This is a genomic window from Lacimicrobium alkaliphilum (assembly GCF_001466725.1).
GTDB lineage: Bacteria > Pseudomonadota > Gammaproteobacteria > Enterobacterales > Alteromonadaceae > Lacimicrobium > Lacimicrobium alkaliphilum_B.
Genome location: NZ_CP013650.1, coordinates 483338 through 502001 on the forward strand (window position 1 = coordinate 483338; position 18664 = coordinate 502001).

Sequence of the window (18664 nt, forward strand, 5' to 3'; positions counted from 1 at the left end):
AATAGCGGTTAGTACCAATATATCTGAATTATGGATTACTGTTTAGTCAGGATAGGCCATGAAGTTTAATCCGCCACTGATAAGTGGCACCCTGATCAAACGTTATAAACGTTTTCTCGCCGATGTAAAACTCGACGATGGTGAGGTGGTTACTGCTCACTGTGCCAATACCGGAGCCATGACCGGCTGCGCAGAGCCGGGCTATAAAGTATGGCTGTCTTATCACCAGGATCCAAAGCGTAAGCTGGCCTATAGCTGGCAACTGGCGCAGGATTCTGACGGTAACTGGATTGGTATCAATACCCACAATGCCAACAAGCTGGTGGCAGAGGCATGGCAACATGGAAAGATTACAGAGCTTAGTGGGTATCAACAGATGCAGCAGGAAGTGCGTTATGGTGATGAAAAAAGCCGTATAGATTTGCTGCTCAGAAGCGCCCAACGGCCGGATTGCTATGTGGAAGTCAAATCTGTAACACTGCTGGAAAAGGGCATCGGTTACTTTCCTGACGCGGTAACTGAGCGCGGGCGCAAGCATCTTCGCGAATTGATGAAACTGCCGAAACAGGGATTCAGGGCAGTATTGTTGTTCTGTGTTCAGCACAGCGGCATAACACAAGTCAGGGCCGCAGATCATATTGATGCTGAATACGGCCGTTTGCTGGAGCAGGGAATGGCGAGCGGGCTGGAAGTCATTTGTTATGGTTGCCAGTTCAGTGCTGAAAAAATTGAATTAAATCAATCACTCGATTTTATGTGCCATAAAAAAGGTTGATTTTTCTTAATCCGTAGCCATATTTGGCAGTCTTTAGTTTTTGTATGACTCCGGGGTGGCACCGAGAAAACCGGAATCGAATTGCCTGGCAAGGGGCTTTCTGCTATAGATAGTCGTTTGCGCAGACGAGCCTGTAATGCTGTTTAGGAGATGTGGCTGATGCCAACAGAAATTTCACAAAAGTCACTTGGTTTACTGGCCCTTGCCGGTCTGTCTCCCTACCAGGAGAAAGACGGCGAAGAATACATGAACGATGCTCAACTGGAGCATTTCAGCCTGTTGCTTAAAGCCTGGCGCGATCAGTTACGGGCAGAGGTCGACCGAACGGTGCACCATATGCAGGATGAGGCCGCTAACTTTCCGGACCCTGTGGATCGTGCCGCACAGGAAGAGGAGTTCAGTCTGGAGCTGCGCACCCGGGATCGTGAGCGTAAGCTGATCAAGAAGATCGAAAAGACTCTCAAGCGTATTGATGATGATGATTTCGGATTCTGCGATTCCTGCGGCATTGAAATCGGCGTACGCCGCCTCGAAGCCAGACCTACAGCTGATATGTGTATCGACTGTAAAACCATGGCGGAAATCAAAGAGAAACAAATGCAGGGTTAACCCCCTGAGGTTTTTACCAGCCAGAAGTGCTGAATGATAATATCTGGTTTTGTCATTCAGCATTGTTCTGTTTGATATTCACTGCACCCGTCCCACATGGTATACACCGGCCGCTTCGCTCCCTCTCCTTCTGGTCCCCTGCACTTCGGGTCCCTTGTTGCTGCTCTTGGCAGTTATTTGCGGGCAAAAAGCCAGAGTGGAAACTGGCTGGTGCGCATCGAAGATATTGATCCGCCCCGAGAACAACCTGGTGCCGCTGATGTTATCCTCAGAACCCTTGAAGTACATGGGCTTGCCTGGGATGGTGAGGTCAGCTATCAAAGCCGTTTTGGTTATTATTACGATGAAATACTGGATTATCTGGCACAGCGTAATCTGAGTTACTACTGTAATTGCACCCGGGCACAGATCAAAGCACTTGGAGGCCGTTACCAGGGCATCTGCCGTGACCGGCAACATGCCAAAGAAGACTGTGCCCTGCGTTTTCGCAACAATCATCCCGTATATGGTTTTACAGACCAGCACCTTGGCCTGATCAACGTCGATCCGGCCACGGCAGCGGAAGATTTTATTATCCGCCGCAAAGACGGCTTGTATGCTTATCAACTGGCGGTGGTGGCCGACGATATCCGTCAGGGTATTACGGAGGTGGTCAGGGGAGCCGACCTGCTCGATACCACCACCAGTCAGATTGCCCTTTATCATGCATTGGGTGAAGCTGCCCCTGACTGGTTGCATCTGCCGGTGGCGGCAGTGCGCCCGGGTTTTAAGTTAAGTAAACAGAATCATGCCCCGGCCATCGATGATCGCTTTGCTGTAGATAACCTGCGTCAGGCGCTGATGTTTTTGGGCGTATCAGAGCAACAGGCAGGCGGCTTTGATCGGGTTGAAACCCTTTTGCAATGGGCTAGAGGCCAATGGTCGCTACTGAATTTAACTTCAGAGCAGGAAGTACTCTGGCCACAGCCTGGCACCGGCTTTGATCGCTTATCCCCATAACGCTGGCCGATAAGACGTTTTTCGTTATATCATTAGCGCCCATTTTTTCGTCTTGGTGTAATGCCAAATTGGTAGGAGACAGGATTATCATTTCCCGGGTAATCAACAGGGTCAAACAGGCATTTGCCGGTGACATGCAAAGCAAACAGAACAAACTTGAGCCCAGGGTGATCCCCAGGGCAGAGCATGATGTTTCCCGCAAGGATATCAGTGATAATGCCCTGAAGGTGCTGTATCGCTTACATAATGCCGGGTATCAGGCCTATCTGGTGGGTGGCTGTGTTCGCGATTTGCTGCTCGGTTTACATCCTAAGGACTTTGATGTGGCCACCGATGCTGAGCCTGAGCAGATTAAGGCCTTGTTTCGTAATTGCCGTCTGATTGGTCGCCGTTTTCGCCTGGCGCACATTGTGTTTGGCCGCGATGTCATCGAAGTGGCCACTTTCCGCGGCCATCACGACAGTGAAGAGCAGGGCGCCAGTGACAAACTCAGTCGCCGCTCAGACGAAGGGCTTTTATTGCGTGATAATGTGTTTGGCAGCATTGAGGAAGACGCCGAACGGCGCGATTTCACTGCTAACGCCATGTATTACAATATTGCCGATTTCAGTATCACCGATTTTGCCAATGGCATGCAGTCACTTAAGGAGCGCAAGCTGCACCTGATAGGCGATCCTGAGACCCGCTATCGAGAGGATCCGGTGCGGATGCTGCGGGCGGTGCGTTTTGCGGCAAAGCTGGATATGCAGATTTCCTCCGAGGCGGGAGACATTATTCCCCGGCTGGCGCCGTTGTTGGCCAATATTCCCCCGGCCAGACTGTTTGAAGAAGTGCTAAAACTCTTTCTGGCCGGCCGCGCCGAACAAACCTTCGATTTGCTGCAGGAATACGGTCTGTTCGGTCAGTTGTTCCCGATGCTGCAGCCCATGCTCAAGGTGGCTGACAGTAAAGAAAACCTGTTTGTGCGCCAGGTGCTGATCAATACTGATGACAGAATCAATAACGATCAACGGGTTACTCCGGCATTTATTTATGCCGCCATGCTCTGGTATCCGATGGAGCAGCGTTTTGATGAGCTGATGGCCGAAAGTGGTCTGAGCCCTCATGACGCCTTTAATATGGCTATCAATGACGTGTTACAGGCACAACAGAAGCGCATCATGATCCCTAAGCGTTTCAGTATGCCGATCCGTGATATCTGGGTATTGCAACAGCGCCTGCCCAAGCGTTTCGGACGCCGTGCCTTTCAGCTTCTTGACCATCCGAAATTTCGTGCCGGTTATGATTTTCTGTTGTTACGGGCCAGTGTTGAAGGGGGTGAACTTGAAGAGCTGGGTAAATGGTGGACAGACTTTCAGGATGCCAGTGGTGATGAGCGCACGAGTATGCTGGCGCAGCTTAAAGGCTCCACAAAAGGTAAGGGTCGCCGCCGTCCGCGCAAACGGAAACCTCAGCAGTGACAGTTGCTTTCGTGGGCCTGGGCAGCAACCTGGCCAACCCTCAGCAACAACTTCTCGATGCGTTGCATAGCCTGACTGAGGCGGCGGATGTCCGTTTGCTGAGTTGTTCTTCATTTTATCAGAGTCTGCCGATGGGGCCGCAGGACCAGCCTGATTATCTTAATGGGGTGGCGAAACTGGATACCTCGTTGTCAGCCAATGGATTGCTTGACCTGCTGCAGTCCATTGAACAGCAGCAGGGACGGGTCAGAAAAGCAGAGCGCTGGGGCGCCCGTACCCTGGATTTGGACCTGCTGCTGTTTGGGCAACAACAGATTAATTCAGAGCGCCTCACAGTGCCTCATTATGGACTGGCCCAGCGCGAATTTGTGCTATACCCCTTATTTGAACTGAGCCCTGAGTTGATTCTACCCGATGGGACAGCACTGAGCGTCCTGGTCGAAGAATGCCATAGCAAAGGGCTAAGGGTCGTGTTCAATGGCGCTGATGTATGGAAATCCGTAACAGGATCCGTATAGTAGGCCGTTTTCAGCGGGCAGGGTGTTGGAGACTATATCTGTGTTGCCCGCTGACAGTTAACGCTCAACCTTGGGGTAAATGATGAAAAAAGTCACAATCTCTACCTTGATTAAGATGAAGCAGCAAGGTGAGCGGATCACGGTGATTACCGCCTACGACGCCAGTTTTGCCAAGCTTTTCGATGAACAGGGAATGGATGCCATTCTGATTGGGGATTCACTGGGAATGGTGCTGATGGGCGAGGACGACACGCTGCCGGTTACTATCGAGCAGATGGTTTACCATACCCGTAGCGTTAAGAAAGGCACCCAACGCGCTTTTGTGATTGCGGATATGCCTTTTATGTCTTATGCCACCACAGAGCAAACCTATACCAATGCAGCCAGGTTGATGGCCGCCGGTGCCAGTATGGTGAAAATGGAAGGCGGCGACTGGCTACTGGACAGTGTCAGAGGACTGACAGAAAGAGGAATTCCTGTTTGTGGGCACCTGGGGCTCACTCCCCAGTCTGTGCATAAGCTTGGTGGCTTCAGGGTGCAGGGGCGCGAGCAACAGCAGGCTGAAGATCTGATCAATCAGGCGATGGCGCTGGAAAATGCCGGGGCACAGATGCTGGTACTGGAATGTGTGCCCACGGAACTGGCCCGGCGTGTTACAGAAGCGCTGAGTATTCCTGTTATCGGCATAGGTGCCGGTCCGGATACTGATGGTCAGGTGCTGGTGATGCATGACATGCTGGGAGTTAGCGCCAATTATATGCCTAAGTTTTCTAAGAACTATCTGGCCTTATGTGGTGATATCCGCAAAGCAGTCAGCCTCTATATTGAAGAGGTGAAGCAGGGCAAGTTTCCCACCGATGAACAAAGTTTCAGTTAATACGAGAGTCTCAGCATGGAAATCATCAGTGACATCATTTCATTGCGTCAGGCCAGGCGACGCTGGCAGGTTGAAGCGAAAAGCATAGGTTTTGTGCCCACCATGGGCAACCTGCATCATGGTCATCTGCGCCTGGTAAGAGAAGCCAGAGAGAAATCCGATATCGTGGTGGTGTCGATCTTCGTCAATCCGCTACAGTTCGGTCCGGATGAGGATCTGGCTGCTTATCCCCGTACCATGGAACATGATCTGGCGGCACTGGAAGCCATGGGGGTGGATATTGTATTTAGCCCCAGGACAGAAGACATCTATCCGCGCGGTTTAGAGCAGCAGACCTTTGTGGAAGTGCCTGGAATCTCTTATATGATTTGTGGCGCCAGCCGCCCCGGCCATTTTCGCGGGGTGGCCACCATTGTATGCAAACTGTTTAATATGGTGCAGCCCAATCATGCATTTTTCGGTGAGAAGGATTATCAGCAGTTACAGGTGATCCGGGCAATGGTGACAGATTTGTCAATGAATTTGCATGTACATGGTGTACCCACCGTGCGCGAAGCCGATGGCCTGGCCATGAGTTCCAGGAATAATTATCTGACGACTCCGGAGCGGGAAACGGCTCCGACCCTGTACCGGGTGTTAACTGATATGGCGGATGCGATTCATCTTGGGCGCCGCGATTATTCGCGCCTGATTCAGGAGCAAAAGCAGCGGCTGGCAGAGGCGGGCTTTAAGATTGATTATCTGGAAGTTCGCGCTGCAGATACCCTGTTGCATCCCGGCCATGAAGATCTCAGACTGGTAGTGCTGGTGGCGGCCTTTTTGGGTAAAGCAAGACTCATCGACAATATTCAGATTCAGTTGGAAGAGTAACAGCCTCTCTGGCTGGCGTAAGTTTACCAGGGATTGACCTGATAATACTCGGGATTCTCGGTGGCGAAACGTTGGATTGCGGCTTCAAACTTGCCTTCTTCAAAGGCTTTTTCTGTCAGGCTTCGGACTTCATCGAACCGTGCTGCAAGTTCTGATTTTCTGGACAAGCCGAAATAGACTGTACGGTTCAGTTGTCGGGTATAAGGTTGTGCCTTGATGTCTTTTTTGAGCTCTGGCGTACTGGCCAGGATCGAGGTCAGGGTTTCCATGCTGCTGATAACGGTATCAACCCGCCCGGCTAATAGTAGCTTGTAGGCAAGATGCACATCGTTCACGGCTATTTTTTTCAGATTGTTGTCCTGATCAAATTTATCAAAGTAGTTTACCCCTTCACTTACGGCAATCAGCCGGTCGTTGAGATCGGCATAGCGCTGAATGGGACGGGCGTCAGCCCTGGTGGCAAAAATATAGGAGGTGTCTATCCGCATCGGCAACAGATGGAGAAAGTGCCGGCGGTCCTTACGATCCAGAATACCCGCTATCACATCTGCTGTCCCTTTCTCGAGTCGTTTCATGCAATGGGGAAAGTTGGGCTCGGTGACAAACTTTAATTTCATATCGAGTTCATCAGCCAGTTGATGCAGTGCGGCTACATGTTCTCCTTTAGGCGGCGTTTCCAGAATCTGGTAAGGCGGAAACTCGTCCAGACACGCAATCAGCGTACCCTGTCCATAAGCGGTAAAGGCAACAAAGGTAAGTATCAGTGACAATGACCAGCGCACGTTAAAAAGCTCCATGCCAAACGCAAATATTAGCCTAACACAAGTCACACTGAAGAGGAGACTGGTAATCTTTTTAGCTGTGCGTAAATGTTGCCATCCCCAAAAAGAGAGCTCGTGGCTTTGAGTCAGCGTACAGTATAAGCGTTTTATGTTTATTTCGGTTCACAACCTGTCCCATAAAGGATGTTTGGTAGCCAGCTCAGACTGCTCTGCGAGTATCGCCTGTAAATCCTGCTCAGTGGTGAGGGGGTTGGCCAGCACCACACGAAATACGGTGATGGGCTCAGGATAGCTTTCTGTACTGAGCCGGGTGCGGGATACAAAGGAATGACCGGCTTCCCGTTGTTGTTTTTGTATCAGACGGTTGAGTTCATCCAGTTGATGATTGTGTTTGTCTGAAATGACCCTGCCTTTTTCCCGCAGATGGCCGGGGCACAATCTGTAAGTCAGCAGACACAGTACCGGCTCGGTCACCAACTCGAAATCTTTATGCGCTTTGATCAGTTGTGCAAATTTGCGTGCTTTGGCCAGACTCTCATCGATCAGTAATTCATATCCCTGGCGACCGAGAATATGCAAAGAAGCATAGAGCATCATGGCCATGCCATTGCGGGAGCCCTCCACACTGGTGGCGCCGAGATCCTTAGAGCCCTGACGCAGAATATACTGGGCGTGATGGCGCACTGCGTTGCCAGCCAATGGATCTTTAAACAGCACCATGCCCGCGCCCATGGGGACGTACATCTGCTTATGAGCATCCAGAGTCACCGAATCCGCTTTTTCAATTCCGGATAATAGTGGGGCATGACGCTCAGAAAACAGGGTGGCGCCACCCCAGGCCGCATCAACATGGAAATGGCAATTCAGTTCAGATGCCACCTCTGCCAGCTCATCGAGGGGATCGATATGACCTGTCTCAGTGGTACCGGCAATACCGACTATGGCCATCACCCTGCCACCCTGCTGCAGAATCTGTTGACCCTTTTGCAGCACCTGCTGCGGATCCAGTGTCTGTTGTGGGCAGTTCAGTTTGTGTAACTGTGACTTACCCAGGCCCAGCAGATCCATGGCCTTAGCCAGTGAATAATGGCCGCGGGCGGAACTGATCACCGCCAGCTGATTAATATTATGATGCTGCATAGCGGCGATAAGACCGTCTTCGCTGATCCCCCGGAAGCCTGCTACTGGCGGCAGGGCATTATTTCTGGCTACCCACAGGGCGTTAAGATTAGCCAGTGTACCGCCGCTGCAGAAGGTACCCAGGCTGCTGGTGGCGCTGTGTAAATGCTGCTGGTAGAACCCGTCATTTCCGGCAAAAACCAGGCGATGCATCATGCCCAGTACCTGACGCTCCAGGGGAGTAAAGGCTTTGGACGTTTCAATTTTGACCAGATTCTGGTTCAGCCCCACCAGCAATTTGGCCAGGGAAAGATGAAAATACGGCAGCGCCGAGGTCATGTGGCCAACAAACCTGGGGGAGTAAGTGTTTACTGACTTTGATACCAGAGTATCCAGCAAGTGCTGGGCATGGTCGGAAACAAACTGAGGTTGTTCCGGTACCTGAGCCTGGCTGAAGTCCTGCTCTATCTGCTCCAGCGGTATTTCTTCGGTGACGATATGACCGGACAGAAAGTCTGCAAGATTGTCGGACAACTGGGCTTCAATCTGCGCAAGACGGGAATCTTTACCTTCTGGTTTGGTAAAGACCCGATAAAGGTGTGCTAGGCTGGCCTTGGCTTGACTCACATGGCTTCCCGACTGACAAATTCAGGCCCGGACTTTATCTTATTTCACCCGGGTTCGTCATCTGTGTTTTTAGCCACAGGTTAACATTGTCGCTATCCTAACAGGCACCGACACTGCTATATTCATAGTCGACTCTCAGAGAAAACGGTCATGCATATCAAACAGATAATGGATTCTTTTGACATTGAGCGGATTGTTCCTTACTTCCAGCCGATTATGGATTTGGAACATCACGCCGTGAACAGCTATGAATGCCTGGCCCGCCTGATCACGGAAAACGAGCAAACCTTCCTGCCCAGCGAGTTTTTGTGTCTGGTTGAGCGTGAGCAGTGTTTTGGTGAACTGACACAACGGGTTTTTCATGCCAGTGCAGAATATTTCCGCAACAACAATATGGGCTGGAGCATTAATATCAGTCAGCAGGATATTATTGAACCGCATCTGAGTAAATTTCTGTCCGGGTTTGTACAGGACTATCCCAATCCTGGCCGGGTTACTCTTGAGCTGATGGCCGCAACCGCATTTCAGCATCAGGATGAATTTAAGTCATTTCTGCAGGTCTGTAAGGCTTTGGGGATCAGATTATTTGTGGATCATTTCGGGGCGATTAACAGCAATATTCTGACATTGCTGGATCTGCCGGTTGACGGTATCAAAGTGGATGGTCATCTGATTAAACAAATGGTCAGGAGTCAGGAAGCGCTGGATTTTGTCGCACATCTGCATCAGGTATCGCAGCAACGTAATATTATTGTTATTGCCGAGCATATCGAAGATAAAGATTGCCTGGATGCGGTGCAGAGTCTGGGTATTCGCTATGGCCAGGGCTTCTACTTCAGCAAACCCCAGGCGTTTTTAAATTAACCACAATCTGTTGTGGTAAAAATGCATTTCACTACGGAGACACAGAGAACACAGAGGTATTAACGGGGGAGTCCCCTTCACCTCTCTGTGTCTCTGTGGTTAATTCTGCGTAGCCCGTATAAAGCGCAGCGGCATGCGGGTAAGCCGAGGGTGTCCCCGGATTCCGCTGCGCTACATCACGGGCTACAGGATCCTGCCTTGTTCGTGCTTATAGTGTTTTTCGTGGTTGGAGGCTTTTTGACCACGAAAGGCACAAAAGAAATACCATAAGCGCCGTCATCCTGATGAAAACCAGGATCTCAATTCGTGAGGGAAAATGGATCTCGCAGAGGCGCAAAGACGCAGAGAAATGCGGAATGGGCGCAATAAGGGCCCTGCGTCTCAGCGAATGGTATGCCCCCAGAAAAGTAGACACTGTTTGTAGTTTACTGTTGTTCAAAAGCCATGGGGCTGACTCCGTTGAGTGTCCCATGGCGCCTTACTGTATTGTAATACTCTTCAATATACCACTTGGCCTGTAAATGCGTTTCCTCACGGCTTTGGATCGTCAGAGGGCTCAGCCACTCCTTTTTCATCTGAGCGAAGAAGCTCTCTGTACAGGCATTATCCCAGCAATTGCCTTTACGAGACATGCTAATCGTCACCTGCCGCTTATGAAGCCAGGCGATGACCTTTTCACTGCGATACTGACAGCCCTGGTCAGAATGAAACAGCAGTGAGCTTCCCGTTGGCTGGCGTTTTTTCCAGGCTCCTTGCAGAGCGTTTTTAACCAGCTCTGCACTGTTCAGACAACTGGCCGCCCATCCCACAACATTTCGCGAGTATAAATCCAATACCACGGCAATATAGAGCCAGCCCTCTGCACAGCGAATTTGTGTAATGTCTGAGGTCCAGACATGATTCGGTTTCCCTACCTTAAACTCCCGATTAAGCAGGTTGGGTAACACGGGCATACCGGGCTGGGGTTTCTGATAGCCTGGCTTCATGCTCGCACGGGAACGATAGCCTGACGCTTGTAGCAACCGCTGTACGCGATTCTGACTACAGATAAAACCCTCGTCAACCGCTGCCTTCCAGAGCTTGCGGTAGCCCGGTATGCCCTCTTCCTGTTCGGCTGTCAGTAACAGAAACGCCAGTAACGTCTGGTTGGCTTCTTCTCGCTTACCGGGGACTCTTCTGCACCATTTATAGAAACCGGCTGTAGAGACCTGCAGTACTTCGCACATGAGCGTGACCGGCCAACGTCGGCTGCGGTAACACTCAATGAACTCATATCTTATTTGAGCTTTGTGGCGAAGTACGATTGCGCCTTTTTTAAGATTTCGGCCTCCAGCTTGGCGCGCTCTAATTCCTTTTTCAGGCGCCGGTTCTCTTTCTCAAGTGACTGGTAGCTTTTTTCCGGCCCTTCGTTCTTAACGCTTGTCTCAGTAGACGCATGTGGACGGGTCAACTCGGTTCTCCATCTGGATAGCATACTGGGATGAATTCCCAACTGTTTCGCCAAGGATTTTACCGTATCTGGTGAGCTAATGGACTTCTGTACTACAGATAATTTGAAGTCCACTGAGTAATGCCGTTTAGTCAAGACTTTCATAAACACCTTACCTCTTTGATTAAGGTGTCTACTTTCTTAGGGGCGGATCAGAAAGGTGGCTTTTTATTCATCATTCATCACTAATCACTCCCCCAGCGCCTCCCCAGATCCGCCACTAACTGCCAGCTTTGCTGGCCACTGGCCCGGTATTTACGCTCAAAGGGCGTCATCGCCTGTTCTGAATGGTAGAGATGTGGTTTGGCTTCAACGCCTGCAATTTGCAGAGCCAGGGCAAATTCCTCCACATACAGCGCCCAGTTACTGCGCACAATCAGTTCACCGCCGAGCTTAAGGATATCGGCAAAGGCGGCGCCGCCATGCCAGCGCCTTTTAATGTGTACGGACTTAGGCCAGGGATTCGGGTAAAGCAGGTAATGCTTGTTTAGTCGCCAGCCAGCCTGATGAGCCAGACGCCAGAAATCATTCAGGTCGGCCCGCAACACCAGATAGTTTGGCTGTTCGGCGGCATAACCCCGCTGATGTTTTTCGGTGCGCAGTGCTGATTTGTCTACTCCGATTACTCTGGCTTCAGGGTAAAGCCCGGCAATCACCGCAGTGCTCTCGCCGACCCCACAGCAGGAGTCCATGATCAGTGGCCCTGACCAGTCATCCAGCCAGGATTGCGCCTGTTCAAAAGCAGCCAGGGTATGCTCACTGAAGGGTTTACGGGAAGGCATTGCCAGGTGACGCTTTACCAACTCCGGCAGTTTCTTATGGGGGCCAGTCTGGTTCGACGTGACAACTCTGGAGTTAGCGCTCATCATCAGCTACGGATCCCTACTCCCCGGTTGATCAGGTTCCAGGCGAGTGTGAATAGCAGCAGATTAAAACCAATTAACACCGCCACAGATGTGCCGATGCCTACATCGGAAACACCCAGAAAACCGTAGCGAAATCCATTTACCATATACACTATCGGGTTGGCCTTACTCACCCATTGCCAGAATTCAGGTAACAGCGTCAGGGAATAAAACACGCCGCCCAGATAGGTCAGCGGGGTAAGTACAAAAGTGGGGATCATGCTGATATCGTCAAAGGTCTTGGCAAATACCGCATTGACCAGCCCCGCAGCAGCAAACAGGGTGGCCGTGAGCACCAGTGTCAGTAACAGCATCAGCGGATTATGAATCTGCAAATCCACAAAAAACAGCGAAACCAGAGTCACCAGAGCGCCGACCAGCAGTGCCCGCGTCACACCGCCACCCACATAGCCGAGAATGATAATCCAGTTCGATACCGGTGCCACCAGTAACTCTTCCACATTGCGCTGGAACTTGGCACTGAAAAACGACGACGATACATTGGCATAGGCACTGGTGATCACCGCCATCATTATGAGGCCAGGGACGATAAATTCCATGTAGCTGAAGCCGCCCATCTGACCGATACGACTGCCAATCAAATTACCAAAAATAACAAAGTACAGAGTCATGGTAATAGCGGGAGGTACCAGTGTCTGGATCCAGATGCGCAGGAAACGGGTACATTCCTTTATCCAGATGGTACGCAGGGCGGTAAATTGCAAACTATTCATCGATTTTCTCCTGCCTGGCTGACTGACGCATCCCCGGCCCGTCCGTTTTCCACCAGTCTGACAAACAGCTCTTCAAGCCGGTTGGCCTTGTTACGCATGCTTAATACCTGAACGCCCTGCTCTGACAACTGGCTGAACACGGCATTCAGACCGCTGGCTTTGGGTACATCCACCTCCAGGCTGTGATCGTCAATTTGCCGGTATTCGAAGTCTTTCAGGGTCGGCCTGATACTGTCCGGGGGCAAATCCAAAACAAAGGTCTCCACGTTAAGCTTGGACAGCAGGCCTTTCATGCTGGTGTTCTCAATAATCTGCCCTTTGTCGATAATGGCGATATTGCGACACAGCATTTCTGCTTCTTCCAGATAATGGGTGGTGAGAATGATGGTAATGCCTTGCTGATTGATTTTTTTCAGAAACACCCACATGGAGCGGCGGATCTCAATATCCACACCGGCTGTGGGTTCATCCAGAATCAGCATTCTGGGTTCGTGCATTAAGGCGCGGGCAATCATCAGGCGGCGTTTCATGCCGCCGGAAAGTTCCCGTGCCGGTGCATTGCGCTTATCCCACAGATCCAGTTGTTTGAGGTATTTCTCTGCCCGCTGTTTGGCCAGAGCTCTGGGAACGCCATAATAACCTGCCTGATTCACAACGATTTGCATCAGGGTTTCAAACTGATTGAAGTTGAATTCCTGTGGTACCAGGCCGATATGGGATTTAGCTTTGACCAGGTCGGTTTCCAGGTCATCGCCGAAAACTTTCACCGAGCCGGAGGTTTTATTGATCAGGCTGCTGATAATGCCAATGGTAGTGGATTTACCGGCGCCATTTGGGCCGAGCAGGGCGAAGAAATCGCCTTCCTGCACACTTAAATCAACGCCTTTGAGCGCTTCTGTTCCGCCGCGATATACCTTACGTAAGGCACTGATTTCTAGAGCAAGCATAAGGACACCTTTGAATCCGGATTGTGCAGATACGCTATCACCTCACCGGCGACAGATGAATCCGGACGTTAACAAACAATGACAGCCTTTATTGGGCCGGTGCTAATCAAATTCAAGCTGTTACTGGAGATTATCGCCGGGGGTGGTAGGCTGGATAAACACCTCATAATAATAAGGTAAAGCAATGAGCCATATGTCGCCCCTCTCCGCAGACAGCCATCCCGAACTGGCGGAGGATTTTGCTATTTTTGAGCGAATTCTGGGCTTTGTGCCCAACAGCCTGCTGACCATGCAGCGTAAGCCTCAGATCGTCAAGGCATTCGGGGCCCTGACCAAAGCTGTGATGGCTGAGGATGGTGAAGTGGATGCGGGTTTTAAACGCCTGCTGGCCCACTTTGCCAGCCGGGCCGCAGGTTGCCGTTATTGTGAAGCACATTCATTAGTCGCGGCAGGCTTACATGATGTCAATGAGGAGAAAATCGAGGCGCTGTGGAAATACCAGTCCAGCCCCTTATATTCAGACGCGGAACGCGTGGCGCTGGATTTTGCTCTGGCGGCCGGAACTGTGCCCAATGCCGTTGATGACCAACTCATGGCAAGGCTCAGAGAACACTGGAGTGACGATCAGATTGTTGAGATTCTGGCAGCGGTGTCGCTGTATGGTTTTCTCAATCGCTGGAATGATTCTATGGCGACAGAGCTTGAGTCGGTGCCCCGGGCTTTGGCTGAGAAAGTCCTGGCCAAAGGTGGCTGGCAGCAGGGCAAGCACCAACCGAGCGACTAAACTTAGAGCTTAACCTGTCAGGTGTATCAGGAGGCCGATTGAAACGATTCAGCTGCTGTACAGCTATGTGCTGGCTGATAACATTCTCTTTTTTTACCGTTGCAGATAGCCCCGTACCGGTTCATATATGTTACGAGTCAGAACACTACGAACCTTTTCTGGTTTTGCCGGGAAATGATGCAGAGGATCCTGCAGAAGGTTATCTGTTGCAGCTCTCACGTTGGGCCGCAAAGCAATCCGGTCTATCGGTTAAATATACCCGGCGCCCATGGTCCCGCTGTCTGAACATGGTGGAAACCGGAACTGCCGACGCTGCCTTTAGTGTAATTTACACTCCTGAAAGGGCGGAATCTATGCGCTATCCCGCAGGCGCAGAGGAGGAGCGGCCCGAACACTTTCTGTGGGAGGCTGAATATCCTTTCTTCGTTGCCAAAGACAGTGACTTCTCATTTCAGCAGTATCAAAAAAGACCCAGGGTGGGAATGGGCGCGCCATTTGGGTATGTACCTTATTACAAACTCAAAGAACTGGGTTTACTTGCGCCATTTGACTTATCCCTTGAACAGGGACTGCAGATGGTGGCTACAGGAAAGATTGATGGCTATGTGGTAGAGACTCAGACTGGCCTTAGCGCAATCAAAAAACTGCATTTGAATGAGCGAATCAGGATGACCTCTGATACTTTGCTTAAGGCTTATTGGCATATACCCTTTAATAAGGATTATTATCGGCGTAACAAGCAGCGGATAGAGCGATTCTGGGCCAGCCTCAAACCTGCCAGGGAGCAGGTCGAAATACCAGACTCATTGCAGGTCAGAGACAAAAATTGATAGCTGTTTTCAATGCCGAATTTATTTGTTTAAGTTTAACCTGAAACCAAACAGAGTGTCAGATGCGCTATTTACTCAATGTCCCGTTGTTACTGGTGCTGTTTACCGGTGTGGTTAAGGCAGACAGTCTGGTTTTGGCAGCGGATCTCTGGTGTCCGTATAACTGTGAACCGGGTAGCGATAAGCCTGGCTTTATGGTGGAGATTGCCCGCAAGGTCTTTGCCACACAGGGGATATCTGTCGACTACAGACTGATGCCATGGAGACGCGCTGTGCAAAGCACCCGTGAAGGTGAGTTTGATGCAGTGATCGGTGCAAGTCTGCAGGATGCCCCTGACTTTGTTTTTCCGGCCATAGAACAGGGTGAAATGCGTACCGGGTTGTGGGCGATACCCGGAACAACGTGGCGATATCAGGGCTTATCTTCTCTGTCTGATGTGGTGTTGGGTGTCAGTGCCGGTTATAGCTATGGTTCTCAAATCGACGCATATATTGCCGATCCCAGAAACGCAAACTATATCCATGTGTTGTTCGGAACCGAACCTCTCAAGCAGGGGCTCAGAATGCTCAGGGCCGGTCGCATTGATGTGATGGCGGAAGATGAGTCGGTATTCAGTTATTACATTGAACAACAGGCTTCCCGGGCTTCTTATATAAATGCCGGCATGATCGATAGTTCGCAGACCGATACAAAGGTCTATATTGCCTTCTCTCCGGCGAAGCCCGAATCTGAAGGGTTGGCGGAGACACTGAGCAGGGGAATTGCTGATCTAAGAGCCTCTGGCGAGTTATCAGCAATTCTGCAGCGCTATGGTCTGAGAGACTGGCGGGATTAGGATAGCGCCGCCTTTTGGGTTACAATCCCGCCTTTATTTTTTCACTAAGAGGGGCGGCGTGGTGCCCTTCAAATCTGAGGAGCAAAAATGTCAAAAGTGGCAATTGTTATGGGGTCTCAATCTGACTGGCCGACAATGCAGAATGCTGCACTGATGCTTAAGCAGCTTGGCGTTGAGTATGATGCCCAGGTGGTATCTGCACATCGTACTCCAGAGCTGTTGACAGAGTTTGCAGTCACTGCTGCGGATAAAGGCATTGAGGTGATTATTGCCGGTGCCGGTGGCGCGGCCCATTTGCCGGGCATGATTGCGGCTCATACTCATTTGCCGGTGTTTGGCGTGCCGGTTAAATCCCGCACCCTGAATGGCCTGGACTCTTTGTTATCTATTGTGCAAATGCCCAAGGGTGTTGCAGTAGGTACCCTGGCTATCGGTGATGCCGGTGCCGCCAATGCAGGTTTGATGGCGGCGCAGATCATTGCGCTTCATGATGAGGCGGTCAGGTCTGCGGTGCAGGATTTCAGACGATCACAAACTCAGAAGGTGCTGTCCAATCAGAAGTTGGAGTTACCTGAATGAGAGTGCTGATTTTCGGCTCAGGTCAGTTAGCCAGAATGATGTATCTGGCTGGTTGTCCGCTCGGTATTGAAGTTTCTGCGGTGGATGTAAACACGCAGAAAGTCGTTAATCCGGTGGACAAACATCCATACAGTATCAGTCTGGACGAGGCCATAGAAGAGGCTGATGCCATATCGGTTGAGTTTGAACATGTCCCGGAGGTGCTGCTGGAAAAAGCCGAGCTCAGTGGCAAACTGATGCCGGGTATTAATGCGATTCTGACCGGTGCTGACCGGGTCAGAGAAAAGCACCTGCTCGAACGGCTGGGCATTGCTAACTGTCCTCATCGTATCGTCGATGACATTGCTCAACTGGACAGCGTTGTTGCCGACCTGGGCGATAAACTGATCCTGAAATCCAGTCGTGATGGATACGATGGTTATGGTCAGTGGCGATTACAGGATAAGGCTGGCCTGGTGGCATTGAAGCAACAGCTGGCAGAACTTGATCTGAAAAAAGTGCCGCTGGTGGTAGAAAAAATGCTCAGCTTTGACAGAGAGGTGTCGCTGGTTGGAGTGCGCAGCAAAAAAGGCGATATCAGTTTCTATGAGCTGACAGAGAACCTTCATCATCAGGGCCAGTTGCATGTGTCTCTGGCGCCTGCACCAGGGATTACCGATAAGCTGACTGCGCAGGCCAGAGAGATCTTTACTGCACTGGCCGGGGCTTTGGATTACACCGGCGTACTGGCGGTGGAGTTTTTTTCAGTTAGGCGACCGTTTACTGGTGAATGAAATTGCCCCCCGTGTACACAACTCCGGTCACTGGACTATGCAAAGTGCGGATACCTGTCAGTTTGAAAACCATTTGCGTGCTGTATGTGATCTGCCTTTAGGAGATACCAGTAACCAAGGGGTTTGTGCCATGATCAATATTATCGGCTACGCCTCTTTCGCCAGGGATATGCTGGCTGTCAAAGGTTGTCACCTGCATTGGTATGGCAAAGAAGTCAGAGAAAAGCGCAAAATGGGGCATTTCAACCTCGCAGCGCAAACCTATGCTGACCTGGCGTCTTCGATGCAGGCTCTGGCCGGTTATCTTCCACAAAGCCATTTTCCACACCTGGAAAGTAAGGCCGAAACGCTGTCCTGAAGGGCAATAATCAGAGATTGAAGCAGAACAGGTAATTAAACACAGATGGATCAGCAAACGAATAACATTATCAATATCGACCTCGATAATTTTCAATCAGTAATCCTTGAAGCCTCTCAGCATAAACTGGTGATGGTAGATTTCTGGGCTGACTGGTGCGAGCCATGCAAAAATCTGATGCCAGTGCTGGAAAAACTGGCAACAGAAAGGCCGGATGGTCTGATTTTGGCTAAGGTTAATTGCGACGAGCAGCAGCAGATCGCTATGCAGTTTGGAGTACGCAGCCTGCCTACGGTGATCCTGGTGAAGGATGGACAACCCGTCGACGGCTTCGCCGGAGTGCAATCGGAAACAGAGATTCGCGCCTTATTGGATAAGCATTTACCCAGCCCAGCAGATGAATTGCTGGAGCAGGCTCGTGCAGCTTTGGCCCAGTCTGATGTCCAGCAGGCCTTCAGTCTGGCAAAACAGGCCCTGGAACTGGAGCCTGAGCGCAGTGATATCAAGTTTGTATTGATCGAGTGTTATATTGAGCTCAAACGTGTCAGCGAAGCGAAAGAACTGATGGAAACAATTGGGCTGGTAGATCAGGATGCCACCTATCAGAGTCTCAGAGGGCGCATAGAGCTGGCCGAAGAGGCCGCAGAATCTCCTGAGATCAAGGCGCTGCAGCAGGCGTTGGCGCAAGATCCTGAGAATATGGAGCTTAAAGTCAAGCTGGCGGTGCAGTTGCAGCAAAATGGGCGGGCCGAGGAAGCGCTGAACCTGTTGCTGGAGGTACTGCGCAAAGACCTGAATTTTGGTGATGCCCGCAAAATTATGCTCGATAGTCTCAACGCACTGCCCGAGGGGGATGCGCTGGCCAGCCAGTATCGGCGTAAGCTATATAGCTTACTTTATTGATGGCAAAGGAGCTGTCGTAAGTTAAG

19 protein-coding genes and 1 pseudogene are annotated in these 18664 nt (G+C 50.9%); 14 read left to right on the forward strand and 6 right to left on the reverse strand.

Going from position 1 to position 18664, the window contains the following annotated elements; all coding sequences use genetic code 11:
• Positions 1-58 precede the first annotated feature (58 nt).
• The 7 genes from sfsA (at position 59) to panC (ending at position 6108) form a co-directional block, all read left to right on the forward strand.
• The gene (gene sfsA / locus AT746_RS02285; RefSeq protein WP_062475885.1) at positions 59-775 is read left to right on the forward strand and encodes a DNA/RNA nuclease SfsA; all 717 of its coding nucleotides are present in this window, start codon (positions 59-61) and stop codon (positions 773-775) included.
• Positions 776-934: 159 nt separating this feature from the next.
• Positions 935-1384, forward strand: coding sequence for an RNA polymerase-binding protein DksA (dksA, locus tag AT746_RS02290; RefSeq protein ID WP_062483883.1), 450 nt, complete (start codon positions 935-937; stop codon positions 1382-1384).
• Between the two features lie 96 nt (positions 1385-1480).
• Complete coding sequence (gene gluQRS, locus AT746_RS02295; protein WP_062475887.1) at positions 1481-2383, forward strand: tRNA glutamyl-Q(34) synthetase GluQRS; 903 nt, start codon at positions 1481-1483, stop codon at positions 2381-2383.
• A gap of 170 nt (positions 2384-2553) precedes the next feature.
• A complete protein-coding gene (pcnB, locus tag AT746_RS02300; RefSeq protein WP_062483884.1) occupies positions 2554-3843 on the forward strand; it encodes a polynucleotide adenylyltransferase PcnB in 1290 nt (429 codons plus the stop codon).
• Positions 3840-4361: a 2-amino-4-hydroxy-6-hydroxymethyldihydropteridine diphosphokinase gene (gene folK, locus AT746_RS02305; protein ID WP_062475890.1), complete on the forward strand. Its 522-nt coding sequence runs from the start codon at positions 3840-3842 to the stop codon at positions 4359-4361. Before pcnB ends, folK begins: the two co-directional genes overlap by 4 nt.
• Positions 4362-4443: 82 nt before the next feature.
• Positions 4444-5238, forward strand: coding sequence for a 3-methyl-2-oxobutanoate hydroxymethyltransferase (gene panB, locus AT746_RS02310; RefSeq protein WP_062475892.1), 795 nt, complete (start codon positions 4444-4446; stop codon positions 5236-5238).
• A gap of 15 nt (positions 5239-5253) precedes the next feature.
• Positions 5254-6108 (forward strand): pantoate--beta-alanine ligase, encoded by an 855-nt coding sequence (gene panC / locus AT746_RS02315; protein WP_062475895.1) that lies wholly within the window; start codon positions 5254-5256, stop codon positions 6106-6108.
• A 23-nt stretch (positions 6109-6131) separates the two neighbouring features.
• Here panC and AT746_RS02320 read toward each other — a convergent pair whose 3' ends face one another.
• Both AT746_RS02320 and panP read right to left on the reverse strand, forming a co-directional pair.
• Positions 6132-6905: a substrate-binding periplasmic protein gene (locus AT746_RS02320; RefSeq protein WP_082633125.1), complete on the reverse strand. Its 774-nt coding sequence runs from the start codon at positions 6903-6905 to the stop codon at positions 6132-6134.
• A gap of 147 nt (positions 6906-7052) precedes the next feature.
• Positions 7053-8636, reverse strand: coding sequence for a pyridoxal-dependent aspartate 1-decarboxylase PanP (panP, locus tag AT746_RS02325; protein WP_062475901.1), 1584 nt, complete (start codon positions 8634-8636; stop codon positions 7053-7055).
• Positions 8637-8786: 150 nt separating this feature from the next.
• On the opposite strand from panP, the gene AT746_RS02330 reads away from it, so the two are divergent.
• Positions 8787-9500 carry an EAL domain-containing protein gene (locus AT746_RS02330; RefSeq protein ID WP_062475903.1) on the forward strand — a complete coding sequence of 238 codons (714 nt, stop codon included), beginning with the start codon at positions 8787-8789 and terminating at the stop codon, positions 9498-9500.
• Between the two features lie 425 nt (positions 9501-9925).
• Here the strand turns inward: AT746_RS02330 and AT746_RS02335 are convergent.
• From AT746_RS02335 to AT746_RS02355, 4 genes are all read right to left on the reverse strand, one after another.
• A protein-coding gene (locus AT746_RS02335) for an IS3 family transposase (RefSeq protein WP_156413604.1) occupies positions 9926-11094 on the reverse strand; the annotation gives its coding sequence in 2 pieces (ribosomal slippage) (positions 9926-10803 and positions 10803-11094; 1170 coding nt in all).
• 80 nt (positions 11095-11174) lie between these two features.
• Positions 11175-11858, reverse strand: a complete 684-nt coding sequence (trmB, locus tag AT746_RS02345; RefSeq protein WP_062475908.1) for a tRNA (guanine(46)-N(7))-methyltransferase TrmB — start codon at positions 11856-11858, stop codon at positions 11175-11177.
• Complete coding sequence (locus tag AT746_RS02350; protein ID WP_062475910.1) at positions 11858-12628, reverse strand: ABC transporter permease; 771 nt, start codon at positions 12626-12628, stop codon at positions 11858-11860. The genes trmB and AT746_RS02350 overlap by 1 nt, the downstream gene beginning before the upstream one ends.
• On the reverse strand, positions 12625-13575 hold the full coding sequence (locus AT746_RS02355; RefSeq protein WP_062475912.1) for an ABC transporter ATP-binding protein: 951 nt from the start codon (positions 13573-13575) through the stop codon (positions 12625-12627). The genes AT746_RS02350 and AT746_RS02355 overlap by 4 nt, the downstream gene beginning before the upstream one ends.
• Before the next feature lie 184 nt (positions 13576-13759).
• Here AT746_RS02355 and AT746_RS02360 point away from each other — a divergent pair, with 184 nt between their 5' ends.
• The 6 genes and pseudogenes from AT746_RS02360 (at position 13760) to trxA (ending at position 18638) form a co-directional block, all read left to right on the forward strand.
• A complete protein-coding gene (locus AT746_RS02360) occupies positions 13760-14359 on the forward strand; it encodes a carboxymuconolactone decarboxylase family protein (protein ID WP_062475914.1) in 600 nt (199 codons plus the stop codon).
• Between the two features lie 65 nt (positions 14360-14424).
• Complete coding sequence (locus AT746_RS20220) at positions 14425-15189, forward strand: substrate-binding periplasmic protein (RefSeq protein WP_062475917.1); 765 nt, start codon at positions 14425-14427, stop codon at positions 15187-15189.
• Between the two features lie 62 nt (positions 15190-15251).
• Positions 15252-16025 carry a substrate-binding periplasmic protein gene (locus AT746_RS02370; protein WP_062475920.1) on the forward strand — a complete coding sequence of 258 codons (774 nt, stop codon included), beginning with the start codon at positions 15252-15254 and terminating at the stop codon, positions 16023-16025.
• 87 nt (positions 16026-16112) lie between these two features.
• The gene (gene purE / locus AT746_RS02375) at positions 16113-16604 is read left to right on the forward strand and encodes a 5-(carboxyamino)imidazole ribonucleotide mutase (protein WP_062475923.1); all 492 of its coding nucleotides are present in this window, start codon (positions 16113-16115) and stop codon (positions 16602-16604) included.
• A pseudogene (locus tag AT746_RS02380) lies at positions 16601-17735 on the forward strand (5-(carboxyamino)imidazole ribonucleotide synthase). The gene purE and the pseudogene AT746_RS02380 overlap by 4 nt, the downstream one beginning before the upstream one ends.
• Positions 17736-17780: 45 nt before the next feature.
• Positions 17781-18638, forward strand: a complete 858-nt coding sequence (gene trxA / locus AT746_RS02385) for a thioredoxin (RefSeq protein ID WP_062475927.1) — start codon at positions 17781-17783, stop codon at positions 18636-18638.
• The last annotated feature ends 26 nt before the right edge of the window (positions 18639-18664 follow it).